The following is a 26356-nucleotide window of genomic DNA, read 5'->3' on the forward strand; positions in this document are numbered from 1 at the left end:
CGGGCGTCATGGGTTCTCGACCGCTCACATACAAAAACGGGCTCCCTGGGGAGCCCGTTTGAAGTTGCGCTGCCGGGGCAAGCCCGGCAGACACGCCCGGTAAATCGGTCAGGAGCGCAACGGCACCAACGTGATCTCGACGCGGCGGTTCTGCGCGCGACCCGAATCGGTGTCGTTGCTGGCAATCGGACGGCTCTCGCCGGCACCGGTGATGATGAAGCGATCGCGCACCACGCCCCTGGCCATCAGGTAATCGCCCACCGCGTCCGCCCTACGCACGGACAGTTGCTGGTTGTAGGCATCGGTACCCTTGCTGTCGGTATGGCCGGCGACCTCGATGATGGTCTGGTTGTACTGGGTCAACGTGCCGGCCAGGTTGTTGAGCACCGGATAGAACTGGGACTGCAGCGACGAGCTGTCAAAGCCGAAGGTGATGTTGTCCGGCATGCTCAGGGTGATGTTGTCGCCCTGGCGCACGATATCCACGCCGGTGCCCGCCATCTGGTCGCGCAGTGCGCGCTCCTGACGATCCTGATAGTTGCCGATCGCACCGCCGGCCAGGCCGCCGACACCTGCGCCGACCAGCGCGCGCTGGCGACGTTCGGTGGCGTCACTGCCGCTCAACAGGCCGGCGACCGCACCCGCCACGGCACCGATGATCGCGCCCTTCTTGGTGCGGTCATTGCTGGGGTCGGACTGCTGTGCATACGGATCCTGCGGCTGGCCATAGTACCCGCCGCCGCCGGTAGCGCAACCACCGAGCAACGCGGTCGTCATGGCAACGGCGAGTACGATCTTGACTGGGTTTTTCATGGGAGTGTCCTTCCTGACAGTGGGCCTGAGAAACATACGGCGAAGCTAACCACGTTCCTGTATGAACAAGGTGATGGCAAGTTTTACCTGTTCAGCTTTCGGCAGGCATCGCAGCCGGCAAGCTATTCGAAGCTGCCGATGGAGTCGTGCGACAGATTGTCGAACCGCGTGTACTCACCGAAGAACTTCAGCTTCAGCGACCCGGTCGGGCCGTTACGCTGCTTGCCGATGATGATCTCGGCCAGACCCTTGTCGGGCGAGTTTTCCTTGTTGTAGTAGTCATCGCGGTAGATGAACATGATGACGTCCGCATCCTGCTCGATCGCGCCGGACTCCCGCAGGTCGGCCATCACCGGACGCTTGTCGGCGCGGGTTTCCAGCGAGCGGTTAAGCTGCGACAGCGCGATCACAGGCACGTTGAGTTCTTTGGCCAAGTGCTTCAGGGAGCGTGAGATCTCGGAGATCTCGGTGGCGCGGTTTTCGGTATTGCCCGGCACCGCCATCAGCTGCAGGTAGTCGACCACCACCAACCCCAGGTCGTGCTCGCGCTTGAGGCGACGGGCCTTGGCGCGCAGTGCGTCCGGCGACAGGCCGGGCGTGTCGTCGATGAATATCTTGGATTCCTTCAGCATCCGGATCGCGCTGGTGACCCGGCTCCAGTCTTCGTCCTCCAACTGGCCACTGCGCAGGCGCTGGGCATTGACGCGTCCGTTGGAGGAAATCAGGCGCAACGCAAGCTGGCTGGCCGACATTTCCATCGAGAACACGGCGACCGCCTTCTTGCTCTTGATCGCGGCGTACTCGGCGATGTTCAGCGCCAGCGTGGTCTTGCCCATCGCTGGACGCGCCGCCAGGATCAGCAGGTCGGTCGGCTGCAGTCCGGCGGTCATCTCATCCAGCTCGGTGTAACCCGTCGGCAGGCCGGTGACCGTGCCGCCGGCGGCGTAACGCGTCTGCAGGACATCGAAGGCTTCCGACAACGCGGAGTTGATGGCGGTGAAGTCGGTACGGCCCCGCGCACCGGCCTCGGCGATCGCGAATACCTGCTGCTCCGCCGAAGACAGCAGCTCGCTGCTCTCGCGGCCTTCGGGCTGGAAACCATCGTTGACGATGGTGGTGCCGACCTCGATCAGTTTGCGCAGCACGGCCTTGTCGCGGACGATTTCGGCGTAAGCCTTGATGTTGGCAGCCGATGGCGTGGTGCTGGCCAGCTCGATCAGGTAGGCACCGCCAGCGACCTGCTCGCCCTCCCCCATCGATTCGAACCACTCGCCAAGGGTGACCGCGTCGAAGGGTTTGTTTTTTTCGGCCAGCTCGCGGATCGCGCGGAAGATCAGTTGGTGGTCGCGCCGGTAGAAGTCATGCTCGGCGAGGCTGTCAGCGACCTGGTCATAAGCGTCCGGGGCCAGCATCAGGCCGCCCAGCACGGCCTGTTCGGCTTCGATCGATTGTGGCGGAATCCGCAACTGATCCAATCGTTGCTCGGAGCGGGTCTCGAAGCGCGAATCACTGCGCTGTTCACCGCGGAAGCCGGGGCGTGCACTCATCAAGGACAGGTTCCTGGCAGTGGCCGTGCGGCAGGGGCGCGCGCAGGTCGAACAAGCATCCTAGTGCCGGATGCGCGTGGGGGTTGCAGACAAGTCTGTGGATAACCGGTGGATAGCGCGGGACAAGTCGGCAAAAACACGAAAGGCGCCTCGCGGCGCCCCTCGCTTTATCAGACAAACGTGCCCAGCGTGCGGACCGGGGCGAACCCCGGGCCGGCGGCAATCAGGTGACGTCGCCTTCGACAATCACCGTAACGGTGGCTTCGACATCGGTGTGCAGGTGCACCACGACTTCGTAGGTGCCGGTGTGGTGGATGGCACCCTTGCCCATGATCACCTCGGACTTCTCGACCGGCTGGCCCAGCTTGGTCAGCTCCACGGCGATATCGTTGCTGGTGATGGAGCCGTACAGCTTGCCTTCGGCGACGGCGTTGGCGTGGATCGTGATGGACACGTCCTCGAGGCCGGCACGACGGGCTTCGGCGTCGTCATGACGCGTCTTGGCCTTGGCTTCGTACTCGGCACGACGGGTCTCGAACTCCGCCAGGTTGGCGGCGGTAGCCGGCGTGGCCTTGCCCTGGGGAACCAGGAAGTTGCGCGCGTAGCCCGGCTTGACGTCGACCTTGTCGCCGAGCCTGCCGAGGTTCTGCACGTTTTGCAGGAGGATCAATTGCATGGTGTTGCTCCGTATTCGTTAGCGGGGCGCGAGGCCCCGCAACTGATGGCTGTCCGAATGGGCTCAGGCGTGGTGGTTGTCGGTGTACGGGATCAGGGCCAGGAAACGGGCGCGCTTGATCGCGGTCGCCAACTGACGCTGGTACTTCGCCTTGGTGCCGGTGACCCGGCTGGGGACGATCTTGCCGGTCTCGGAAACGTTCTGGCGCAAGGTATTGAGATCCTTGTAATCGATCTCCTTGACGCCTTCGGCGGTGAATTTGCAGAACTTGCGACGGCGGAAGAATTTGGACATGGGTGCGCTGCTCCAGGAGGGCGTGATCAGGCGGTTTCGGTGCTGTCGTCGGACGTGGCTTCCGGCTCAGCTTCAGGCTTGGCGGCGGGCTTGTCGCCGGCGCCGTCGTGGCTGCTGCCTTCGTCGTCGCGACGACGACGATCGCCACGGTCGGGCTTGTCACCCTTCTCGTCCTTGAACTTCATGATCAGCGACTGCTCGGTGTCCGCCTCGTCACGCTTGATGACCAGGTGGCGCAGGATCGCGTCGTTGAAGCGGAAGCTGTCGACCAACTCGGCCAGCACGGTCTGGTTGCACTCGATGTTCATGAGTACGTAATGGGCCTTGACCAGGTTCGCGATCGGGTACGCCAGCTGACGCCGACCCCAATCCTCGAGGCGATGGATCTTGCCTTCGCCGCCCTCGATCAAGCCCTTGTAGCGCTCGATCATGGCCGGCACCTGCTCGCTCTGGTCGGGATGGACCAGGAACACGACTTCGTAATGACGCATGGTGTTGTCCTTGTGGATATCGGCCTTGTTGGCCGGTCAGCCCCCCGTGGCCGTGGCTCGACACGCGGTGGGGCAAGGTTCCTGCGGCAAGATGCCGAAGGAAGCCGGCGATTATCGCAGTTTTCCGGCATGGGAACCATAGGCGCGCTTCCGCCCGGCAACCCGGCCCGCATGGCGAGCCGCTCCGGTACTTTCGTGTGGGTTCCGGCGCGCGCGGTTTCGCCTAGGCGAGGTCGGCGCTGGTGGTAAAACTTTCCCCACAGCCGCATTCGGCACTGGCATTGGGGTTGCGGAACAGGAACTGCTCGCCCAGGCGCTGCTTGACCACGTCAATCTGGGTTCCATCGACTTGCGGCAGGCTGAGCATGTCCACGTAGACACGCACGCCGTCCTGCTCGAACACGGTGTCGCCGGGACGCTCTTCGGTGGCCAGGTCAGCATGATGCTGCCAACCCGAGCACCCGGTTTTGGCGGCTCCGAAACGCAGACCGATCGCATCCGGGCTATCGCCGAGGAAGCGCTGCACGCGAGCCAGCGCGGCCGGGGTCATGGTGACGCTCATAAAAAAACCTCCGTTGATGCTGCCATTATAGGTGAACGGCAACGCGATGCCTCGCAAGCACGCCGGCCCACCCGTAAACTCCAACTCCCAACCATATCGGCCCCCAAGGGCAAGGAATCAAGGCATGACGGCGGTTTGCGCATGACGATAACCAGCGTCCAGCACGCGCTCGCAGGCCAACTGCCGGTCGGTGGTGAAATCACCGTCCGCGGCTGGGTGCGCACCCGACGTGACTCCAAGGCCGGCCTGAGTTTCGTGAATGTCAGTGACGGCTCCTGTTTCGCGCCGATCCAGGTCGTCGCGCCCGCCACCTTGTCCAATTACGAGGACGAGGTGAAGCACCTGACCACGGGCTGCTCGGTGATCGCCACCGGTGAGCTGGTCGCCTCCCAGGGCCAGGGGCAGGGGTTCGAGATCCAGGCCCACAAGCTCGAGGTGGTCGGCTGGGTCGATGACCCGGAAACCTACCCGATCCAGCCCAAGGCCCACTCGCTGGAGTTCCTGCGCGAGGTCGCCCATCTGCGCCCGCGCACCAACCTGTTTGGCGCCGTCACCCGCATCCGCCACTGTCTGGCCCAGGCCGTGCATCGGTATTTCCACGAGAACGGCTACTTCTGGATCAGTACGCCGATCATCACCACTTCCGATGCGGAGGGCGCCGGGCAGATGTTCCGGGTCTCGACCCTGGACGTGGCCAACCTGCCGCGCGACAAGACCGGTGCGGTCGACTTCAGCCGCGACTTCTTCGGCAAGGAGACCTTCCTGACCGTGTCCGGCCAGCTCAATGCCGAGGCCTATGCGCTTGCGCTGAGCAAGGTGTATACGTTCGGGCCGACCTTCCGTGCCGAGAATTCCAACACCACCCGCCACCTGGCCGAGTTCTGGATGGTCGAACCGGAGATCGCGTTTGCCGACCTGATGGAGAACGCCCGGGTCGCCGAGGACTTCCTCAAGTACCTGTTCCGAGCGGTGCTGGACGAGCGCGCGGACGACATGGCCTTCATCGACCAGCGTGTGCAGAAAGGTGCGGTGGATCGGCTGGAAGGATTCATCAACGCGCCGTTCGAGCAGATCGATTACACCGACGCAATCAAGTTGCTGCAGGACTCCGGGCACAAGTTCGAGTTCCCGGTGGAATGGGGCCTGGACCTTCAGACCGAGCACGAGCGCTGGCTGACCGAGCAACACGTCGGCCGGCCGGTGGTGGTGACCAATTATCCCGAGCACATCAAGGCCTTCTACATGCGCCTGAACGACGACGGCAAGACCGTCGCCGCGATGGACGTGCTGGCGCCGGGCATTGGCGAGATCATCGGCGGCAGCCAGCGCGAGGAACGGCTGGACGTGCTGGACGCGCGCATGCGCCAGTTCGGGCTGGATCCGGAGCATTACCAGTGGTACCGCGACTTCCGTCGTTATGGTTCGGTGCCGCACGCCGGCTTCGGGCTCGGGTTCGAGCGGCTGGTGGTCTACGTCTGCGGACTGAGCAACATCCGCGACGCGATCGCCTTCCCGCGCGCGCCGGGCAACGCCGAGTACTGAATGCCAATGACCAGCCGAGGTGGTGATTCGTGATCCTGTTCTTTGCCCTGCTTTGCCTTGCCGTCGCCATCGCCGGCGCAACGGCGTTCGTCATCTTCTGGCCGCTGACGCTGGTGCACATGCGTGATCGCCAGCCGGAACTGCTGGAAAGCTTCGGCCCCAACGCGTTTGCCCGCCCGCCGGCGTGGTTGTGGTTGCTGCGCGGCCACTATCGCTCGGCCGCCGACCACAACCTCAATGGCCTTGCCACCCCGGCACGGATCGCACTGCTGACCATCGTCGGCGGCTTGCTGAGCTCCGGCGTGTTGACGCTGGTCGCCAAGGCCGCGTCATGAGCGCCGGACAGTGGTGGCTGGCGACGCTTGGACGCACGGTGGTCTGGGCCCGGATGCGGGTACTGGAGGCCGGCACCGCCGAGATACTCGACAGCGATGGCAATACCCTGCCCTTCGACAGTGAGGACTCCGCCCGATCGACGTTGATGGATGCCGAGTTCGCGGAGCTGTCCGGCATGGACGAGGACGATGCCAACTCACGGGGCTTCATGCTTGCCGAGCTGATTGCGCCCCAGGCCGACGATGACGAACAACTGCGAGCGCGGATGGTGCAGACGCTCGCATCCAAACCGAAGGGAAACTGACATGGACATGGATCTCGGCGGGAAGCACGCGTTGGTGTGCGGTGCCAGCCAGGGCATCGGATGGGCCACCGCCAAGGCGTTGGCGGAGCTGGGCGCCGATGTCACGTTGCTGGCGCGCCGCGAGCCGTTGTTGCGTGATTTGACCGCGCAACTACCCATGCCTCGCAGCAGCCAGCAGCATGGCTGGATTGCGGTCGACGCCGCCGATACCCAGCGTTTGCGCGCCCAGGTCGAATCGCTGGTTGCCGCCAGGCCGGTGCATATCCTGGTCAACAACAGCGGCGGGCCGCCACCCGGAGCCGTGCATGGCGCCGACGTCGCCGCGTTCGAGTCGGCACTGCGCCAACACCTGCTCGGCAACCATGTGCTCGCCGAGGCGGTGATCCCGGGCATGCAGCGCGACGGGTTTGGCCGCATCGTCAACGTGATCTCGACCTCGGTAAAGGAACCGATCAAGGGCCTGGGTGTATCCAACACCACCCGCTGGGCCGTCGCCAGCTGGGCCAAGACCCTGGCCGGTGAGCTGGCACCGTCCGGCATTACCGTGAACAACGTGTTGCCCGGCTCGACCCAGACGCCCCGCATCGAGCAGATCATCGACGCCACCGCGACCCGTAGCGGCCGCCACCGCGAGGAAGTCGTCGCCGACATGGTCTCTGCCATCCCGATCGGGCGCTTTGCCAAGCCGGAGGAAACGGCTGCGGCAATTGCGTTCCTGTGCTCTCCGGCGGCCAGCTACATCACCGGCATCAACCTGCCCGTGGACGGCGGCCGCACGCGGTCCCTGTAACCCGGCTGTCGCTGGCGGTAAGCTAGCCCAATGCACCTGACCCACTGGATCGACGGCAAACCATCCGGCCCTGCTGGCGATGGCGACATCGATGTGTTTGATCCGGCAACGGGACAGGTTTTCGCCACGGTTGCCGGCGGCGACAGCGCGGTGGTCGACACCGCCGTCAGCGCCGCGCAAACCGCGTTCCCCGCTTGGGCGGGCCTGCCCAATTCCGAACGATCGCGCTGGCTGGAAAAGCTCGCCAACGCACTGGAAGCGCGCGCCGAGGATTTTGCGTTGGCCGAGTCACGCGATGCGGGCAAACCCATCGCACTGGCACGCGAGGTGGAAATCCCACGGGCCATCAGCAATCTGCGCTTCTTTGCGCATGCCGCGACCCAGTTCGCCAGCCAGTCCCACCACGGCCAGGCCGGATTGAACTACACCCTGCGCCCGCCACTGGGCGTGGTGGCGACCATTTCACCGTGGAACCTGCCGCTGTACCTGCTGACCTGGAAGATTGCACCGGCGCTGGCCGCGGGCAACACCGTGGTCGCCAAGCCCTCGGAGATCACGCCTGTCACGGCCAGCATGCTGGGTGAACTGGCTGCGGACATCGGCTTTCCTCCGGGTGTGCTCAACATCATCCACGGGCACGGCACTGCAGTTGGCGAGCCGTTGGTGATCGATCCCCGTGTGAAGGCCGTGTCGTTCACCGGCAGTACCGCGGTCGGGCGCCGGCTCGCCGGCTTGACCGGCCCACTGTTGAAGAAGACCTCACTGGAGCTGGGTGGCAAGAACGCGACCCTGGTATTTGCCGACAGCTCCTGGCGTGAAGACCTGGACGTGCTGGTGCGCTCCGCGTTCCAGAACTCCGGCCAGATCTGTCTGTGCGGTTCGCGGATACTGGTCGAGCGCGGCATCCACGACGAGTTTCGCGATGCCTTCGTCGAGCGTGTACGCCAGCTGCGGATCGGCGAACCGGCTGCCCGGGACACCCAGGTTGGCCCGCTGGTCTCCCAGGCCCATTTCGACAAGGTCGTGGCTGCGATCGAATGCGCACGCCAGGAAGGTGGCTCGATCCTGTGCGGCGGGCATGCGCTCGACCGCCCCGGCTGGTTCGTCAGTCCGACGGTGATCGAAGGCCTGCCGCCCGATTGCACAAGCAACCGCGAGGAGATCTTCGGCCCCGTTGCCACGCTGCAAACGTTCGACGATGACCAGCAGGCATTGAACCTCGCCAACGCAGGCGACTACGGATTGGCCGCCTCGCTCTGGACCCGCGACCTCAACCGCGCCCATCGCCTGGCCGCCCGGCTGCAGGTCGGCATGGTCTGGATCAACACCTGGCTGCAACGCGACCTGCGCACGCCGTTCGGCGGCATCGGCAACTCCGGGCTCGGCCGCGAAGGCGGTTTTGAGGCCATGCAATTTTTCACCGACGCCAAGAACGTCGGTCTCCACATTGGATAACCCTGTATGAACTCATTGAAAGAACTGCTGCACAAGAACCGCGAATGGGCCGACCGCGTCAGCGCCGAGGATCCCGGGTTCTTCGAGCGCCTGTCGCGCCAGCAGGCGCCGGAATTCCTCTGGATCGGCTGCTCGGATTCGCGGGTGCCGGCCAACCAGATCATCGACGTCTCGCCGGGCGAGGTGTTCGTCCACCGCAACATCGCCAATGTCGTCGTCACCACCGACCTGAACTGCCTGTCGGTGATCCAGTTTGCAGTGGACGTGCTCAAGGTCAAGCACATCCTGGTGGTCGGGCACTACGGTTGCGGCGGCGTGCACGCGGCGCTGCATGACCAGCGGCTCGGACTTTCCGACAACTGGGTGCGACACGTCGCCGACGTCGCCGAGAAGCATGAGGCCAGCCTGCTCACGTTCGACGACGATGAAATGAAGCATGACCGCCTGTGCGAGCTGAACGTACTGGAGCAAGTGGTCAACGTCTGCCACACCACCATCGTGCGCGATGCCTGGGAGCGTGGTCAGTCGGTATCCGTGCACGGCTGGGTCTATACCCTGCGCGACGGTCGCGTGCACGATCTGCGCGCCGACGTGATCGCTGCCGAGCGCCTGCCGTCCGTCTATGCCGACGCCTTGGCGCGCATCCGCGCCGACCGGGAGGATCGATAAAATGACCGGGGCGATACACGCCGCCAGCGCGCCCCGACCGGTCGGCCAGTATCCACACGCGCGTCGTGTCGGCAACCTGCTGTTGCTGTCGGGCATCGGGCCGCGCGATCCCGTCAGCAATGCGATCGTCGGCAACGTACATGACGCCGACGACCGCCTGGTCAGCTACGACATCGACGCCCAGACGCGCGCGGTGTTCGCCAACGTGCGCTCGGTGCTGGAGGCCAGTGGCGCGCATTGGCGGGACCTGGTCGACGTGACCGTCTACCTGACCGACATGGAAGCCGACTTCCCACGCTACAACGCGGTCTGGGCCGAGTACTTCCCCGACATCGACACCGCACCATGCCGCACTACCGTGGGTATCAGCGCCTTGCCGACGCCGATCGCCATCGAACTGAAGTGTATTGCTGCCCTGAAGGAGTAAGCCATGCTGCCCAACCCACTCAACCTGCACGCCTGGATCGAGGAGCATCGCCAACTGCTCAAGCCGCCGGTCGGCAACAAGGTGGTCCACGATGGCGACTTCATCGTGATGGTGGTCGGTGGCCCCAACGTACGCAGCGACTATCACTTCGACGAGGGGCCGGAATGGTTCTACCAGATCGAGGGCGAGATGATCCTGCGGATCCAGGAGGCTGGCGCGGACGGGGTTTGCGCGGTGCGCGACATCCCGATCCGCGCCGGTGAGATCTTCCTGTTGCCACCGCGGGTACCGCATTCACCACAACGCATGCCCGGCTCCATTGGGCTGGTGGTCGAGCGCAAGCGCCTGGCCCGCGAGGACGACGGGCTGATGTGGTTCTGCGAGCGCTGCAACCACAAGTTGTACGAGGAATTTTTCCACCTGGAGGACATCGAGACCGATTTTCCGCCGGTCTTCGAGCGCTTCTATGCCTCCCGCGAGCACCGTAGTTGCAAGCGCTGCGGCCACCTCAACCCGGCGCCCGACAAGTACGTCATGGCCGACACCTGACCTGCACGGATAGACTGGACTCATGCTCAAGATCGATACCCACGCGCACTACCTGCCACGCGACTGGCCCGACCTGGCGCGCAAGTACGGCGAGCTGCGTTTTCCGGTGATCCACCACACCGAAGACGGACGGCACCGTATCTACAAGGATGGCAAGTTTTTCCGCGAGATCTGGTCCAACACCTGGGATCCGCAGGAGCGCGTGGCGGACTACTCCAAGTTCGATGTGCAGGTGCAGGTACTGAGCACGGTGCCGGTGATGTTCTGCTACTGGGCGCGGCCGCACCACGCACTGGAGCTGCACCAGGCGCTCAACGACCACATGGCCTTGACCTGCCACGACTATCCGCGACATTACGCCGGCATCGGCACGGTACCGATGCAATCACCGCGGCTGGCGGTCCAGGAACTGGAGCGATGCATGGACCAGCTTGGCCTGCAGGGCGTGCAGATTGGCAGCCATGTCGGCGACTGGAACCTGGACGCGCCGGAGCTGTTTGAATTTTTCCAGGCCGCCAGCGAGCTGGGTGCGGCAATCCTGGTGCACCCTTGGGACATGATGGGCACCGACAGCATGCCCAAGTACTGGCTGCCGTGGCTGGTCGGCATGCCGGCGGAGCAATCACGCGCGGCCTGTTGCCTGGTCTTTGGCGGCGTGCTGGAACGACTGCCGAAGCTTAAAATCTGTCTAGCCCATGGCGGCGGCAGCTTCCCGTACACCATCGGCCGCATCGAGCACGGCTTCAACATGCGCCCGGACCTTGTCGCCACCGACAACCCGCGCAACCCCCGCGAATACCTGCGCCGGCTGTATTTCGATTCCTGGGTCGCCGACGATGCCGCCTTGCGCTATCTGCTCGACGCCTGCGGCGCGGACCGGGTGATGCTGGGCACGGACTACCCGTTCCCGCTGGGCGAGCAAACACCGGGCGCGGGCATCGATGCGCTTGGGCTGGATGAAGTCCAGCAGGCCCGGCTGTACCACGGCACCGCGCTGGAATGGCTGGGACTGCCAAAGTCGCGTTTTGCATGACCGCCACTGCCCGCCTTCCTTCTTCGAGGACCCTGACCAAGTGACCGATATCCAATCCCCGGACCATGCCCGGGCGCTCGATGCCGCCGATCCGCTGCCCAGCCTGCGTGACGAGTTCCATATCCCGCAGCACGAAGGCGGTGACCAGGCCTATTTCGTGGGCAACTCACTCGGCCTGCAGCCGCGAGGCGTGCGCGCCCAGGTCGATGACGTGCTGGACAAGTGGTCGATGGAAGCGGTCGAAGGCCATTTTCGCGGCAATTCGCAATGGATGAGCTACCACCAGCTGATGCGTGAGCCCTTGGCGCGCATCGTTGGCGCCCAGCCCGAGGAAGTGGTCGCGATGAACTCGCTGACCGCCAACCTGCACCTGATGATGGCCAGCTTCTACCGGCCAACGCGGCAGCGACCGGCAATCTTGATCGAGGCCGGCTCGTTTCCATCGGACCGCTATGCGGTGTCCTCGCAGATTGCACTGCACGGATTTGCCCCCGAAACCGAGCTGATCGAACTGGAGGCCGACCAGCCCGGCGGCGTGTTCTCCATGGCGGCGATTGAACGGGCGATCACCCAGCACGGCCATCGCCTGGCGCTGGTGCTGTGGCCCGGCGTGCAGTACCGCACCGGACAGGCTTTCGACATCAGCGAAATCACCCGACTCAGTCATGCGGCCGGTGCAGTGTGTGGAGTCGACCTGGCCCACGCGGTCGGCAACACTGAGCTCGCCTTGCACGACAGCGGGGTCGATTTCGCAGTCTGGTGCCATTACAAGTACCTCAACAGTGGCCCGGGCGCCGTCGGCGGCTGCTTCGTCCATGAGCGCCATGCCCACGCAAGCGTCCCGCGCATGGCCGGTTGGTGGGGCCATGAGCCCTCGACACGCTTCCAGATGGGCCCGCAGTTCGTGCCCACGGCCGGCGCGGAGGGATGGCAGTTGAGCAATCCGCCGATCCTGGCCCTGGCGCCGCTGCGTGCGTCGCTGGATCTGTTCGATCGGGTCGGCATGCACGCGTTGCGCGAGAAATCACGGCGGCTGACCGGCTACCTGGAATCGCTGATCCAGCACCATCTCGACGGCGTGTTGCAGATACTGACGCCCATGGACCCCGCGCAACGCGGCTGCCAGTTGTCGATCCGGGTCCGTGGCGGTCGCGAGCACGGTCGCGCCTTGTTCGACCACCTCGCCGCCAACGGTGTGCTGGGTGACTGGCGCGAGCCCGATGTCATCCGCATCTCGCCGGCGCCGCTCTACAACACCCATCAGGACGTCTTGCGCTTCGCCCACGGCGTCGAGACCTGGCAGCAGGCACGCTGACGGCACACCGCTTCGAAAGGCAGGCCTTCCCCAATGTCAGACTTCGATCCGCCCGATTCCACAAAACACCTGACCATCATTGGCGCCGGCCTTGCCGGCGCCCTTCTCGCCACCCTGCTTGCCCGACGTGGCTGGCAAGTCGACGTTTACGAGAAACGCGGCGACCTGCGCGAACTGGGCTACGAGCGTGGCCGATCGATCAACCTCGCCCTGGCCGAACGCGGACGCCATGCGCTTAGACAGGCCGACGCGGACGATGCGGTAATGGCGCAGACGGTGATGATGCGCGGCCGCATGGTCCATTTCGACGATGGTCGCGTCGACCTGCAGCGCTATGGCCGCGACGACAGCGAGGTGATCTGGTCGGTTCATCGTGGCCAGCTCAACGAGGTCCTGCTGAACATCGCCGAACAGGCCGGCGCCCGTATCCACTTCCACCACCGGCTTGACAGCGTCGACTTCGACCACTGCGTTGCCCGGTTTGGTGACGACCGTGGTGACGGGATCCGCGAGATCCCGTTCCAGACCCTGGTGGGTGCCGATGGGGCCGGCTCATCATTGCGACAGGCGATGGCCGCTGCCACCGACCTGGGCGAGCGCGGCGAGTTCCTCGACCATTCCTACAAGGAACTGGAGATCCCGCCCGGCCCGGACCAGGGCTTCCAGATCGAGCCCCATGCGCTGCACATATGGCCTCGCGGGCGATACATGTGCATCGCGCTGCCCAACAGCGAGTCCACGTTTACCGTGACCTTGTTCCTGCCCAACCACGCGACTGGCGAAACTCCCGGGTTCGACACCATCCGCACCGGCGCCGAGGCGCGGGCCCTGTTCGACCGGGACTTCGCAGATGCCTCAAAACTGATCCCGGAGCTGGAACACGATTTCGACCACAACCCGACCGGCGTGCTGGGCACCCTGTATCTCGACCGCTGGCACCTGGATCACCGGGCGGTACTGATCGGCGACGCCGCCCACGCCATGGTCCCGTTCCACGGCCAGGGCATGAACTGTGCCTTCGAAGATTGCGTGTCGCTGGCGAACCACCTGGCCCGCAGCGAGGAACGCAACGACGCCTTCGCTGGCTTCCAGGCCGAACGCCTGCCCAATGCCCGCGCGATCCAGCACATGGCGCTGGAGAACTACCTGGAGATGCGCGACCGCGTTGACGATGAGGATTACCTGTTGCAGCGCCAACTCGAACATCGGCTGGCCGAGCGCCACCCCGCCCGCTTCGTGCCCCGCTACGCGATGGTCACCTTCCGCCACATGCCCTACGCACTGGCGCTGGAACGCGGCAACCTGCAACGCGAATTGCTGGTCGAACTGACCCGCGGTCGCGAAAACCTCGAAGGCCTGGACTGGGACGCCGTCGATGCCGCCGTCGTCGCACGCCTGCCACCGCTACCGCCGGAAGACTGAATCGATGCCCGCGACGTTCCTATTCTACGACCTGGAAACCTTCGGCGCCGATCCTCGCAGGACCCGTATCGCCCAGTTCGCCGCGATCCGCACCGACGTCGATCTCAACCCGGTCGACGAGCCGATCAGTATCTTCGTCAAGCCCGCGGACGACCTGCTGCCCTCCCCCATCGCGACCCTGATCACCGGCATCACCCCGCAGCAAGCGCTGCGCGAGGGGATGCACGAACGTGATGCGATGGCGTTGATCAGCGAGGAAATGTCGCGCCCGGAAACCTGCACGCTGGGCTACAACTCGCTGCGTTTCGATGATGAATTCGTGCGCCATGGCTTCTTCCGGAATTTCCTTGACGCCTATGAACGCGAATGGCGCAGTGGAAATTCGCGTTGGGATCTCCTCGACGTGTTCCGCTTCGCCCACGCGCTTCGCCCCGAAGGCCTGGTCTGGCCAAAGCGTGAGGACGGCGCCACCTCATTCAAGCTGGAGCACCTGGCCGAAGCGAACCACGTGCGCGAGGGCGATGCGCATGAGGCCCTGTCCGATGTGCGCGCGTTGATCGGCTTGGCCCGAAAACTCAAGACCGCCCAACCCCGGCTGTGGGACTACGCGCTGCGGTTGCGCGACAAGCGCCATGCCGCCAGCCTGCTCGACGTGGTCGCGATGACGCCGGTGTTGAACGTATCCCAGCGCTTCCCCGCCAGCCGCCTGTGCGCCGCACCGGTGATCCCGCTTGCGCGACATCCGTATATCGACAGCCGGGTGCTGGTGTACGACCTGACCCAGGATCCCGAGGCCCTGCTCACACTGGATGCGGACACGATTGCCGCGCGCCTGTATGTACGTGCGGCGGACCTGCCCGAGGGGGTGGAGCGCATCGCGCTGAAGGAGATCCACCTCAACCGTAGCCCGGCCCTGTCGGCCTGGGATCACCTGCGGCCGACCGACTTCGAGCGCCTGGGCATCGACCGCGAACTGGCCGAGCAGCGGGCCCGGCGTTTGCGCGACGCCGGCCCGGCATTGGTGGAGAAGGTACGCGCCGTGTTCTCCCGCGAGCGCGAGCGCGACACGCCTGACGTCGATGCCAGCCTGTACGACGGGTTTGTCGACGGTGCCGACAAACGATTGTTCTCCGACATCCGCAACACAGCCCCGGAAGCGCTGGGCGCGCGCAGGTTCGACTTCCGCGACCCACGCCTGCCGGAACTGCTGTTCCGCTACCGCGCCCGCAACTTCCCCGAGCATCTCGATGCCGACGAACGCATCCGCTGGGACGACTATCGCCGCTCTCGCCTGCAATCGGGGTCGGGATTGTCGGAATACAGCTTCGCCAGTTTTGATGCCGAGCTGGCAACCCTGCGCGATCAGCACTCGGCTGATCCAGCTCGACTGGCGTTGCTGGGCCAGATCGACCAGTGGCGTCAGGATATCGAACGCAGTTTGTCGCCCGCCGGCACGCCGCCGCGGCCCGCCGCACCCGCATGAACGCCTATTTCAGTCCCGCCACCTTCACGTTTTTCCGTGGTCTGGCGCGCAACAACTCACGCGACTGGTTCCATGCCAACAAGGCCCGCTACGAGAAGCATGTACGCGAGCCGTTCCAGCGCCTGCTGGACGACCTGCAACCCGTGCTGGCCGAGCTCAGTCCGCATTACCGCTCGGAAAGCCGGAAAGTCGGCGGCTCGTTGTTCCGTATCCATCGGGACACCCGCTTCGCCAACGACAAGTCGCCCTACAAGACCTGGCAAGGGGTGAAGTTGTTCCATGAGCGCAGCCGCCAGATCGAAGCGCCTTCGTTCCACATCCATGTGCAGCCCGGCCGTTGCTTCATCGGCAGTGGCCTGTGGCACCCCGAGTCGGACACCTTGCGTCGGGTGCGCAACTTCATCCTCGACAATCCCGCCGGCTGGAAGGCCGCCGCGCACGGTACAAGCTTCCGCAAGCGATTCACCTTGGACGACAGCGAGATATTGATACGGATGCCGCGGGGTTTCCCCGCCGAGTTCGAGTTTGCCCAAGACCTGCGGCGCAAGAATTTCATCGGTTCGCGGGCACTGGAGGACAGCGTGGTCACTGGCCCCGACCTGTTGGAAATCCTCAAGACCGACCTCGCCGGCCTGGCCGGCTTCACCGATTACCTGTGCGCCGCCGTCGACCTGGAGTTCTGAGTCATGAGAAAGCTGCTTGTACTGGCGGGTCTGCTCGCAATCGTGTTGCTCGGCTATGTCGCCGCCGGCCCGTACCTGGCGTATAGCGCCATCCGCGACGCGGTGGAGACCAAGAACATGGCAAAGCTCGACAAGCATGTCGACTTCCCCGTCCTGCGCGAAAACCTCAAGCTGCAAATCGATGATTACGTGGTGCGTCGGGCCGGACCGGACCTGCAGTCCAGCCTGCTGGGCGCGGTCGCCACACGCATGGCCAGCGGCATGGCGGGGGTGGCCGTCGACACCATGGTCAGCCCAGCGGGACTGGCGGCGTTGCTTGAGGGCCGCAGCACCTGGCATCGGATCGTCGGCGATACCGGCGACAATGCCTTCACCCCGGAGCCACCGGCGAACCCGCTGCGCGAACCCAGCTACCGGTTCCAGTCGCCATCACGCTTCACTGCCACCGTCCACTCAGACGGCGGCGAGCCCATCCGGTTTGTCCTCACCCGGGATGGACTGCGCTGGAAGCTGACCGATATCCGCCTGCCCCTGGACGGCGCGGAAATGCGGCACTACTGAACGACGCAGCTCGCGCGCGCGCGAACTGTCGTCAGTACGGGTTTGCAACCCCATGCGGAACGTGACCGGCGGTAACCAGTCCACGCGCAGATTCGATGTTGTGCTCGGAATCGTCGAAGAAAATGTCGGCGCCGAACGCTTCCAGGAAGGGCCCTTTCGAGCGTCCACCCAGGAACAGTGCCTCGTCGAGTCGGATACCCCAATCGCGCAGGGTGCGGATTACCCGTTCGTGCGCCGGTATCGAGCGTGCCGTTACCAGTGCGGTCCGGATCGGCGCGTCTTCTCCCGCCGGGAAGGCCTTCTGCAAACGCTGCAGGGCATCCAGGAAGCCGCGGAATGGCCCGCCCGACAACGGCTCCCCGGCATGGCTGCGCTCATGCTCGGCGAACGCGAGAAGGCCTCCTTCCCGCGATACCCGCTCGCCCTCATCACCGAAGATCACCGCATCACCATCAAACGCGATGCGCAGTTGGTCCTGTCGCTGCAACAGCGCCTTGGCCGGCAACAAGGTCGCCGCGGCCACCCCGGCGGCCAGCGCATTGCGCACATCCTCGGCATGGGTGGACAGGAAAAGATCTGCGCCGAATGGGCGGATATAGGGGAACGGCGGCGCGCCATTGCTGAATGCCGCACGCTGGATCGACAAGCCGTGGTGCGCAATGGAGTTGAAGATCCGCAGTCCGGTGTCGGCCGAGTTGCGCGAGATCAGGATCACCTCGACCCGCGGCGCCTCCGGTGGTGAGCCATCGTTGAGCCCCAGCAGCTTGCGCACCAGCGGGAACGCGACGCCGGGCTCCAGCAGATCGTCTTCGTGGCTGCGCTGATACGTGGCGTAGGCTTCCAGGCCCTGGCTTTCGAACAAGGCGTGGCCATCCTCCAGGTCGAACAGGGTCCGCGAGGAGATGGCAACGATCAACGGGTCAATCTGGTCTAGCATGACCCCATTGTGCGCGATCCCCGTCGCAACCGATGAGATCGTCATCCACTGATGAACTGCTCAGCCAGCATCCGCTCCTCAAGATTGTGTTCGGGGTCGAACAGCAGGGTGACGGTGCGGTCGTGCGATTCGCGGATGGTCACCTCCACCACGTCCCGGACCTCGTGCGAATCCGCGGTCGCGCTGACCGGCCGCTTGTACGGATCCAGCACCCGGAAGCGAACCTCGGTGTCGGCCTTGAGCACCGCTCCGCGCCAGCGACGCGGCCGGAACGCGGCAATCGGGGTCAACGCCATCACGTTCGCGCCCAGTGGAAGGATCGGCCCGAGGGCGGAAAAATTGTAGGCGGTGCTGCCGGCCGGGGTTGCCACCAACACGCCATCGCAGATCAACTCCTCCAGGCGAATCTGGCCATTGAGCTCGATCGACAGGTGCGCGGCCTGACGGGTCTGGCGCAACAGGGACACCTCGTTGTAGGCCAGCGAGCCCACCGACACGCCGGACTCGGTGTGCACCACCATCTCCAGCGGTCGCAGCACAGCGGGCTCGGCGGCATGGATGCGCTCGACCAGCCGATCCATCTGGCAATGGTTCATCAGGAATCCGACCGAACCCAGTTTCATCCCGTACACCGGCTTGTTCAGTCCGCCGTGGCGATGCAGCGTCTGCAGCATGAAGCCGTCACCGCCCAGGGCCACCAGCGTGTCGGCTTGCTCGGGCGGATGGTCGCCGTGGATCGCGGCCAGCCGTTTGCACACCGCTTGCGCCTCGGCGGTGGGACTGGCAAGAAACGCAATGCGGGATGTCGCGGTCATCGGCGGCTCCGGAAGGTCGCCTGCAGGATAGCGCGAGTGGTGTCATGACCAGAAAAAACGGCGGCCCTGAGGCCGCCGCTGCGTGTGCATCATCAAACAAACCGCTTACGCGCCGGCTGCGGCTACCTGCGCCAGCCGACGTACCGCGACCGAGACGGTCGGGTAATCCAGGGTCTTCTGGGTAGTCAACTCATCCAGCATCGACTGGGCAAAGCGCAGGCTGGCGTCGTCGCGTTGCAGCCAGGCAGCCACTTTCGACGCGGCAGGCTTCTTGCCGCCGCTGGCAAGAATCTGGCTGGCCAGGACGCGTTGCTGGGTCGCAAGCTCGTCACGCAACGCCCCCCGCGCCAGCGCCTGCCAACGACCGTCCACCGGCAATGCATCGATCTGCTCGTGCAACCAGGGCAGGTTCAATGCCGCACCCAGATCGAAGTACGCCTGCGATGCCTCCACCGGGGACAACTTGCGTGCGTTGGCGATCTCGATGATGTCGCAACCAAACTCGAGTGCCGGCAGCGCCGCCAGTTGTGCCGCCAACGCGCTCGGCACACCCTTGGCCTTCCACTCGGCCAGATGGGTGTTGAAGGCCTCCTGGCGAACCGGAGACATGGTGTCGGGCAATGCCGCATGCACCGCCTTCAAGCCATCGCCAAAGCGAGCCATCGCCGTGGTGATCTCGGGCATCGGGCCGGGACGGGACAGCAACCAGCGCGACACCGAACGCAGCAGGTCCCAGATCGTCTGCAAGGCATCGATCTGGACCGATTCCAGAACCTTGCCATCCATCGCGTCGATCTTCGCCCACAACGCCCGCGCATCTACCGCCTCGCGGGCGATGGTGTACGCCTCGGCGACCTCACCAGCGGAACGACCGGTGTCTTCCTGCATGCGCAAGGTGAATGTGGCGCCCATCCGGTTGACGATCGAGTTGGTCACCGCGGTGGCGATGATCTCGCGCTTCAGGCGGTGGTCCTGCATCGCCTTGGCATACTTGTCCTGCAATGGCACCGGGAAGTAGCGCACCAGTTCCTTGGACAGGTACTTGTCTTCCGGCACGCTGGAGTCGACCAGTTGCTGGAACAACACCAGCTTGCTGTATGACAGCAGTACGGCCAGCTCGGGCCGGGTCAGGCCCTGTCCGCGTGCCTTGCGTTCGGCCAGTTCCGCATCCGAAGGCAGGTACTCGATCTGGCGATCCAGCAGGCCTTGCGACTCCAGGGTCTGGATGAAGTGCTGCTTGGAGCCCAGCCGTGGCGCGCTCATGCGCTCCATCAGGCTGATCGCCTGGTTCTGGCGGTAGTTGTCCACCAGCACCAGCCCGGCCAGCTCCTCGGTCATCGAGGCCAGCAACTTGTTGCGCGCCGGCAGGGTCAGCTTTTTCGACTTGACCAGCTCGTTGAGCAGGATCTTGATATTGACTTCGCGATCCGAGGTACCCACCCCGGCCGAGTTGTCGATGAAGTCGGCATTGAGCAGGGTGCCCGCATGGGCCGCTTCGATCCGCCCCAACTGGGTCATGCCCAGGTTGCCGCCCTCGCCGATCACCTTGCAACGCACATCGCGGCCGTCGATACGCAAGCCATTGTTGCCGCGGTCGCCAACATCGGCATGCGACTCGCTGCTGGCCTTGATGTAGGTGCCGATGCCGCCGTTCCACAGCAGGTCGACCGGCGCCTTCAGGATGGCGCCCATCAACTCGTTGGGGCTCATCGCGGCGACGTCCGGATCGATGCCAAGCACGGCCTTGACCGGCGCGGTCAGCGGAATCGACTTGGCGCTGCGCGGGAACACGCCGCCTCCCTTGCTGATCAGGTCCCGGCTGTAGTCATCCCAACTGGAGCCGGGCAGCTTGAACAAACGCTGGCGCTCCTTGAACGACGTCGCAGCCACCGGATCCGGATCAAGGAAGATGTGGCGATGGTCGAACGCGGCCACCAGGCGAATGTGTTTGGACAGCAGCATGCCATTGCCGAATACGTCACCTGACATGTCGCCGATACCCACCGCGACGAAGTCTTCTTTCTGGGTGTTGACCCCGAGCGAGCGGAAGTGGCGCTTGACCGACTCCCACGCGCCGCGGGCAGTGATGCCCATGCCCTTGTGGTCATAACCCACCGAACCGCCGGACGCGAATGCATCGCCCATCCAGTAGTGATGGTCGGCAGAGATGGCGTTGGCGGTATCGGAGAAGCGCGCGGTGCCCTTGTCGGCGGCGACCACCATGTACGGGTCGTCGTCATCGTGACGCACCACGTCATCGGGATGCACGACCTTGCCGTCCACCAGGTTGTCGGTGATGTCGAGCAAACCGTTGATGAACATCTTGTAGCAGGCCACGCCTTCGGCTTGCAGCTCGGCGCGATCGGGCGGCGGACGCTTGACGATGAAGCCGCCCTTGGCACCGACCGGCACGATGATGGTGTTCTTGACCATCTGCGCCTTGACCAGGCCCAGTACCTCGGTACGGAAATCTTCGCGACGGTCCGACCAGCGCAAGCCACCACGGGCCACGGGACCAAAGCGCAGGTGGATGCCTTCCACGCGCGGACCGTAGACGAAGATCTCGCGATACGGAACTGGCTTGGGCAGGTCGGGGACCAGTGCGGAATCGAACTTGTAGGCGACGTAGCCACAATCGGCGCCGCCAATAGCGTCCTGGTAATAGCTGGTGCGCAGGGTTGCTTCGATCACGTCCATGAAGCTGCGCAGGATGCGGTCCTCATCAAGGCTGGAAACCTGGTCCAGCAGCAATTTGAGGGCCGTCCTGGTGGCGTCCAACTGGACGGCCCGGCTGCCGCTTCGTGCGCTGACAACCGGCTCCAACGCGGCGCGCAAGGCCTGGTCATCCCCACACAGGCGTCTGAGCTGGCCCTTGAACCGCTCTATCCCGGACTTGACCTCGGCCTTGGACTCGCGACCGGTGGAAGGATCGAAGCGGGCTTCGAACAACTCCACCAGCAAGCGCGCCAGGGCCGGATAGCGGGCAAAGGTCTCTTCCACGTAACTGTGTGAGAACGGCACGCCCACTTGCTGGATGTACTTGCTGTAGGCACGCAATACGGACACCTGGCGCCAGGTCAGGCCAGCGGCCAGGATCAGGCGGTTGAAGCCGTCGTTCTCGGCATCACCGCGCCAGATCCGCCCGAATGCATCCTCGAAGTTCTCACCGACGCCCTCGATCTCGGTATTGGGGTTGCTGGTCTCGACCTCGAAATCCTGGATATACATCAGGTTGGTGCCGGCATACATCCGGTAGGGGTGCTCGGAGATCACCCGCAGGCCCATGTTCTCCATCAGCGGCAATGCGTCGGAAAGGGAGATGTCCTCTTTGTGGCGATAGAACTTGAAGCGCAGGCCGCCGGGTCCGGGACTGCGACGGTACAGGCTCAGGCGCAGGTCATCGGGGCCGTCCAGTGCGGCCAGGTGCTCCACGTCGTCGGCCGCGATCGCCACCGACACGTCCTCGATATAGCCCGCCGGCAATGCACGGCCGTAGGTTTCGGCCATCGCCAGACCGCGCTCTTCGCCGTGACGCTGCACCAGCAATTCGGCCAGGTCGTCGCGCCAGTTGCGCACGATCTCGGCCAGCTCGACCTCAATGGCGGCGTTGTCGACCTTCACCATCCCGCCCGGACCGGACTGACCGGTCTTCGGCCGTACCAGCAGGTGCAGCTGTGCCAGCGGTGACTCGCCCAGCAGGACGGTGGTGTCGATACGTTCGCCGTGCAGGACACGCTTGAGCATCGCCTCGATACGCAGGCGCACATCGGTGTTGAAACGCTCACGCGGAATGTAGACCAGCCCGGAGAAGAACCGGCCGTAACGGTCGCGACGCAGGAACAACTTGCTGCGCACGCGCTCCTGCAAGCCGAGGATGCCCTGGGCGGTCTTCAGCAGCTCCTCTCCAGATGACTGGAACAGCTCGTCGCGCGGCAGGGTTTCCAGGATGTGGCGAAGCGCCTTGCCACTGTGGCTGTCCTCGGCCAGGCCGGACTGCTTCATCACGTATTCGTGGCGCTGGCGCACCAGCGGAATGTCCCATGGCCGCCGGGTGTATGCGCTGGAGGTATACAGGCCCAGGAAGCGCTCTTCGCGCGTCGGCTTGCCGTTGTCGTCGAAGCTCAGCACGCCGATATAGTCCATGTACCCGGGGCGGTGCACGGTGGCGCGCGCGTTGGTCTTGGTCAGGATCAGCGCATCGACCGATCCGGAATGGGGCATGTAATGCGCGGCCAGGGTGGCCAATGCACGTGGCTTGCCCGTGTCCTTGCCGCGCAGCAGACCCAGCCCGCTGCCCTTGACGGCGCGCAGCAGATCCTCGCCGCCCTGGTCGACCACGTCGTACTCGCGGTAACCCAGGAAAATGAAGTGGTCGTCGGCGGCCCAGCGCAGGAATTGCTGGCCTTCCTCGCGACCGGCCTCGCTGACCGGAAGCTTTCGTTCCGTCAGGTCGTCGGCGACCGAAACCATCTTGCCGTGCATTTCGGCCCAGTCGCTGACGATTGCCCGCACATCAGCAAGCACGCCTTGCACCGCCTTCTCGATATCCGGCATCGCCTCGCGCGGCAGGCGGTCGAGCTCCAGGTGCATCATTGATTCCGGCTCGCCCTCGCCCACCTTCACCAGCTTGCCGGTCTTGTCACGGGAGACCTGGATGACCGGATGGCCAAGCACATGCAAGCCGATATTCTGCTCGGCCAATGACATGGTCACCGAATCGACCAGGAACGGCATGTCGTCATTGGCGATCTGCAGCACCGTGTGCGGCGATTCCCAACCATGACTGGCCCGGGTCGGGTTGAACAGGCGCACCAACGCCACGCCAGGCTTGCGCTTGCGCGCGAAATCGAGCATGTCCGCAGCCAGTGCCGCCCAGCCCTCAGCAGTATGTTTGGGCAGCTCGTCATCACCCATGCGCTGGTAGAAAGCCTTGGCGAAGGCCTCGCCCTCGGCATGCTGCGCCTTGGGCAGGCGTTTGCGGATTGCGGCCAGGATGGGCTCCAGCGTCACGCCGTCGCTCTGGTTGCGCGATGCGGTCTTTGCGGTCTTGGTCGCGACTGTTTTCTTGGTGGCGACGGTCTTGCCGGCAGCGGCGCGCGCGGGGGTTTTTCGTTGGGTGCTCATGCGATCGTTGGGTCCAATGCAGTGAGGCCCACGCAATTGCGTGGGCCAAGGCTCGGGAATCAGTAGACAGAAAATGGCATGCAGGCAGCGTCCGGGATCCGTAAACGGACCCCATTGCCAGCTGCAACGATCGGGATATCGCGGCGATCGCAGCCGCGCTGCCCATGGAAGGCAGCGGTCAAACGACAGTTATGGAAGTGCCGGGTCTGCATGTCAGCGCAGACCGGTCTCGTTGCGCGCAATCACCAGGCGCTGGATCTCGCTGGTGCCCTCGTAGATCTCGGTGATCTTGGCGTCGCGGAAGTAACGCTCGATCGGCATCTCCTTGGAGTAGCCCATGCCGCCGTGGATCTGCAACGCCTGGTGGGCGATCCACATCGCCGCCTCGGACGCGGTCAGCTTGGCGATCGCGGCCTCATTACTGAAGCGCGCCCCGCCGTTGTCGAACTCGCCCTTCTGCCATGCCGCACGCAAGGTCAGCAACATGGCGGCGTCGAGCTTGCACTTCATGTCGGCGATCTTCGCCTGGGTCATCTGGAAGGCACCGATCGGCTGGCCGAATGCCTTGCGCTCCTTGACGTAGTCCAGGGTGGCCTCGTACGCCGCACGGGCGATGCCGATCGCCTGGCTGGCGATGCCGATGCGACCGGCGTCCAGCACCGTCATCGCGATCTTGAAGCCCTCGCCTTCCGCGCCCAGCACTTCGTTGGGCTGGACCACGTAATCGTTGAACTCGATCTCGCAGGTCGCCGAGGCGCGGATGCCCAGCTTCGGCTCCGTCTTGCCACGATGGAAGCCGGCACGCTCGCCATCGATCATGAAAGCAGTGATGCCCCGCGCGCCCTTGTCGGGATCGGTCATCGCGAACAGCACGAAGTACTTTGCGACCGGGCCGGAAGTGATCCAGCTCTTCTTGCCGTTGACCACGAAGCTGCCGTCAGCCTGTTTGGTCGCCTTGCAACGCATCGCCGTGGCATCGGAGCCCGATTGCGGCTCGGTGAGCGCGAACGCGCCTATCTCCTTGCCCTCCGCGATCGCACGCACGTAAAGCTGCTTCTGCTCCTCGGTGCCAAACTTGAGGATGCCGTTGCAGAACAACGAGTTGTTGACCGAGACGATGGTGGAGTGCGCGGCATCGGCTGCGGCGATCTCGATCATCGCCAACACATAGGAGATCGGATCCATGCCGGCGCCACCGTACTCGGTCGGCACCTCGATGCCCATCAGGCCGTTCTCGCCGAGGGTGCGGATATTGTCCAGTGGAAATTCGCCGGTGCGGTCGTGGTGCTCCGCGCTGGGTGCGATCTTTTCGCGGGCGATACGCCGCGCGACATCCTGGATCATCAACTGCTCTTCGCTGAAACGAAAATCCACGCTGATACCTCTGCTGGTCACGAATGCTGCAATTGTAGCCCTGCGCGAGAATTAACCGAACCCACAACCGGACTCGTGACTGAACTCCTCGGCGCGTGCGTTGCTTGACCCGGGCCCCGTCGCGGCAGCAAACTTATCGCTATATCGCGATAGGTGCATATGTATGGATCTGGAAGGCTGGTCATCTCGCCTCAAGGTATTTGCCGACGCCACCCGGGTTCGGCTGCTGGCGCTGCTGGAGAGCGAGGAGCTGACTGTCGCTGAACTGTCGGCCATCACCCGGCTGGCGCAGCCGCGCGTTTCCACCCACCTGGCCAAGCTCAAGGAGGCCGGCCTGGTGCGTGATCGCCGCGCCGGGGTGTCGGCGTATTACCGGTTCGACGGACCGGCTCTGGATCCGGCGCAACGCGCGTTGTGGACGACCCTGCGTGAGGGTAGCGACGACCCGCTGCTGCGGCAGGACGCGGAACGGGTGGCAGATGTGCTGGCGATGCGCGCGGCCGACCAGAACTGGGCCGATACCGTGGCCGGTGACATGGAGCGCCATTACTCGCCCGGCCGCACCTGGGAGGCGATGGCACGCTCGGCGTTGCCGCTGCTGGAGCCCGGCGACGTGCTCGACGTCGCTTCCGGCGATGGCGTCCTGGCCGAACTGCTGGCGCCGCATTCCAATCGCTACGTGTGCCTGGACTCCAGCACCAAGGTGGTACTTGCCGCCTCCGAAAGGCTGCGCAAGCTGGAGAACGTGGAGGTGCAGGAAGGCGACATGCACGAACTCCCGTTTGCCGACGCCAGCTTCGACCTGGTGGTGTTGATGCACGCACTGACCTACGCCGATCATCCCGCCCACGCCGTCGCCGAGGCAGCGCGTGTGCTGCGTCCCAACGGTCGCCTGTTGTTGACCAGCCTGGCCAGCCACGAGCATCGCTCGGTGGTGGACGCGTATGGCCACGTCAACCTGGGTTTCAGCGAGAAGGAGCTGAGCCGGTTCGCGAGCAAGGCTGGCTTCGCGATCGAGAGCTGCGAGTCGGTGACCCGAGAGCGCCGCCCACCACATTTCGAGGTGATTGCGCTGCTGGGCCGAAAGCCTGCCGACGGCAAAAAACCCAAGTCGATCAAAACCACCGCGCCCACCAAACGTTAGCCAAACGAGA

At 64.5% G+C, this 26356-nt stretch carries 25 protein-coding genes; 15 read left to right on the plus strand and 10 right to left on the minus strand.

The window, feature by feature from the left end:
- Nucleotides 1-108 precede the first annotated feature (108 nt).
- The 6 genes from ACW5DN_RS04710 to ACW5DN_RS04735 all read right to left on the minus strand — a co-directional run bounded on the left by ACW5DN_RS04710 (nt 109) and on the right by ACW5DN_RS04735 (nt 4383).
- Nucleotides 109-813 carry an OmpA family protein gene (locus ACW5DN_RS04710; RefSeq protein WP_456961587.1) on the minus strand — a complete coding sequence of 235 codons (705 nt, stop codon included), beginning with the start codon at nt 811-813 and terminating at the stop codon, nt 109-111.
- 122 nt (nt 814-935) lie between these two features.
- Nucleotides 936-2360, minus strand: coding sequence for a replicative DNA helicase (locus ACW5DN_RS04715; protein WP_456961588.1), 1425 nt, complete (start codon nt 2358-2360; stop codon nt 936-938).
- Nucleotides 2361-2583: 223 nt separating this feature from the next.
- Nucleotides 2584-3036, minus strand: coding sequence for a 50S ribosomal protein L9 (gene rplI, locus ACW5DN_RS04720; RefSeq protein WP_456961589.1), 453 nt, complete (start codon nt 3034-3036; stop codon nt 2584-2586).
- A gap of 63 nt (nt 3037-3099) precedes the next feature.
- Nucleotides 3100-3330 (minus strand): 30S ribosomal protein S18, encoded by a 231-nt coding sequence (rpsR, locus tag ACW5DN_RS04725; protein WP_456961590.1) that lies wholly within the window; start codon nt 3328-3330, stop codon nt 3100-3102.
- 26 nt (nt 3331-3356) lie between these two features.
- Complete coding sequence (gene rpsF, locus ACW5DN_RS04730; RefSeq protein WP_456961591.1) at nt 3357-3821, minus strand: 30S ribosomal protein S6; 465 nt, start codon at nt 3819-3821, stop codon at nt 3357-3359.
- Nucleotides 3822-4044: 223 nt separating this feature from the next.
- Complete coding sequence (locus tag ACW5DN_RS04735; protein WP_456961592.1) at nt 4045-4383, minus strand: HesB/IscA family protein; 339 nt, start codon at nt 4381-4383, stop codon at nt 4045-4047.
- 141 nt (nt 4384-4524) lie between these two features.
- On the opposite strand from ACW5DN_RS04735, the gene asnS reads away from it, so the two are divergent.
- From asnS to ACW5DN_RS04805, 14 genes are read left to right on the plus strand one after another with little or no spacing between them, the layout of a single operon-like run.
- The gene (asnS, locus tag ACW5DN_RS04740; protein WP_456961593.1) at nt 4525-5925 is read left to right on the plus strand and encodes an asparagine--tRNA ligase; all 1401 of its coding nucleotides are present in this window, start codon (nt 4525-4527) and stop codon (nt 5923-5925) included.
- Nucleotides 5926-5954: 29 nt separating this feature from the next.
- Nucleotides 5955-6260, plus strand: a complete 306-nt coding sequence (locus tag ACW5DN_RS04745) for a hypothetical protein (protein ID WP_456961594.1) — start codon at nt 5955-5957, stop codon at nt 6258-6260.
- The gene (locus tag ACW5DN_RS04750) at nt 6257-6565 is read left to right on the plus strand and encodes a hypothetical protein (protein WP_456961595.1); all 309 of its coding nucleotides are present in this window, start codon (nt 6257-6259) and stop codon (nt 6563-6565) included. The genes ACW5DN_RS04745 and ACW5DN_RS04750 overlap by 4 nt, the downstream gene beginning before the upstream one ends.
- 1 nt (nt 6566) lies before the next feature.
- On the plus strand, nt 6567-7355 hold the full coding sequence (locus ACW5DN_RS04755) for an SDR family oxidoreductase (RefSeq protein ID WP_456961596.1): 789 nt from the start codon (nt 6567-6569) through the stop codon (nt 7353-7355).
- 30 nt (nt 7356-7385) lie between these two features.
- Nucleotides 7386-8810, plus strand: coding sequence for an aldehyde dehydrogenase (locus ACW5DN_RS04760; protein WP_456961597.1), 1425 nt, complete (start codon nt 7386-7388; stop codon nt 8808-8810).
- 6 nt (nt 8811-8816) lie between these two features.
- Nucleotides 8817-9479 carry a carbonate dehydratase gene (gene can, locus ACW5DN_RS04765; RefSeq protein ID WP_456961598.1) on the plus strand — a complete coding sequence of 221 codons (663 nt, stop codon included), beginning with the start codon at nt 8817-8819 and terminating at the stop codon, nt 9477-9479.
- Between the two features lies 1 nt (nt 9480).
- Nucleotides 9481-9906 (plus strand): RidA family protein, encoded by a 426-nt coding sequence (locus tag ACW5DN_RS04770; protein WP_456961599.1) that lies wholly within the window; start codon nt 9481-9483, stop codon nt 9904-9906.
- Nucleotides 9907-9909: 3 nt separating this feature from the next.
- Entirely contained in the window at nt 9910-10455 is a 546-nt protein-coding gene (locus tag ACW5DN_RS04775) for a 3-hydroxyanthranilate 3,4-dioxygenase (protein ID WP_456961600.1), read from the plus strand.
- A gap of 22 nt (nt 10456-10477) precedes the next feature.
- Nucleotides 10478-11488, plus strand: a complete 1011-nt coding sequence (locus tag ACW5DN_RS04780; protein ID WP_456961601.1) for an amidohydrolase family protein — start codon at nt 10478-10480, stop codon at nt 11486-11488.
- A 40-nt stretch (nt 11489-11528) separates the two neighbouring features.
- Nucleotides 11529-12803, plus strand: coding sequence for a kynureninase (gene kynU, locus ACW5DN_RS04785; protein WP_456961602.1), 1275 nt, complete (start codon nt 11529-11531; stop codon nt 12801-12803).
- A 33-nt stretch (nt 12804-12836) separates the two neighbouring features.
- Nucleotides 12837-14225 (plus strand): FAD-dependent oxidoreductase, encoded by a 1389-nt coding sequence (locus ACW5DN_RS04790; RefSeq protein WP_456961603.1) that lies wholly within the window; start codon nt 12837-12839, stop codon nt 14223-14225.
- A 4-nt stretch (nt 14226-14229) separates the two neighbouring features.
- Nucleotides 14230-15708 carry an exodeoxyribonuclease I gene (gene sbcB / locus ACW5DN_RS04795; RefSeq protein ID WP_456961604.1) on the plus strand — a complete coding sequence of 493 codons (1479 nt, stop codon included), beginning with the start codon at nt 14230-14232 and terminating at the stop codon, nt 15706-15708.
- A complete protein-coding gene (locus tag ACW5DN_RS04800; RefSeq protein ID WP_456961605.1) occupies nt 15705-16391 on the plus strand; it encodes a DUF2461 domain-containing protein in 687 nt (228 codons plus the stop codon). Before sbcB ends, ACW5DN_RS04800 begins: the two co-directional genes overlap by 4 nt.
- Nucleotides 16392-16394: 3 nt before the next feature.
- Nucleotides 16395-16952, plus strand: a complete 558-nt coding sequence (locus ACW5DN_RS04805; RefSeq protein WP_456961606.1) for a DUF2939 domain-containing protein — start codon at nt 16395-16397, stop codon at nt 16950-16952.
- Between the two features lie 31 nt (nt 16953-16983).
- On the opposite strand, the gene ACW5DN_RS04810 is transcribed toward ACW5DN_RS04805, so the two are convergent.
- The 4 genes from ACW5DN_RS04810 to ACW5DN_RS04825 form a co-directional block, all read right to left on the minus strand.
- On the minus strand, nt 16984-17889 hold the full coding sequence (locus ACW5DN_RS04810; RefSeq protein WP_456961607.1) for a 5'-nucleotidase: 906 nt from the start codon (nt 17887-17889) through the stop codon (nt 16984-16986).
- Between the two features lie 41 nt (nt 17890-17930).
- A complete protein-coding gene (locus ACW5DN_RS04815) occupies nt 17931-18704 on the minus strand; it encodes an NAD kinase (RefSeq protein ID WP_456961608.1) in 774 nt (257 codons plus the stop codon).
- A gap of 105 nt (nt 18705-18809) precedes the next feature.
- A complete protein-coding gene (locus ACW5DN_RS04820) occupies nt 18810-23828 on the minus strand; it encodes an NAD-glutamate dehydrogenase (RefSeq protein ID WP_456961609.1) in 5019 nt (1672 codons plus the stop codon).
- A gap of 213 nt (nt 23829-24041) precedes the next feature.
- A complete protein-coding gene (locus tag ACW5DN_RS04825) occupies nt 24042-25223 on the minus strand; it encodes an acyl-CoA dehydrogenase family protein (RefSeq protein ID WP_456961610.1) in 1182 nt (393 codons plus the stop codon).
- A 142-nt stretch (nt 25224-25365) separates the two neighbouring features.
- Here ACW5DN_RS04825 and ACW5DN_RS04830 point away from each other — a divergent pair, with 142 nt between their 5' ends.
- A complete protein-coding gene (locus ACW5DN_RS04830; RefSeq protein WP_456961611.1) occupies nt 25366-26346 on the plus strand; it encodes an ArsR/SmtB family transcription factor in 981 nt (326 codons plus the stop codon).
- The last annotated feature ends 10 nt before the right edge of the window (nt 26347-26356 follow it).

It is taken from the genome of Lysobacter sp. A289 (genome assembly GCF_054072675.1).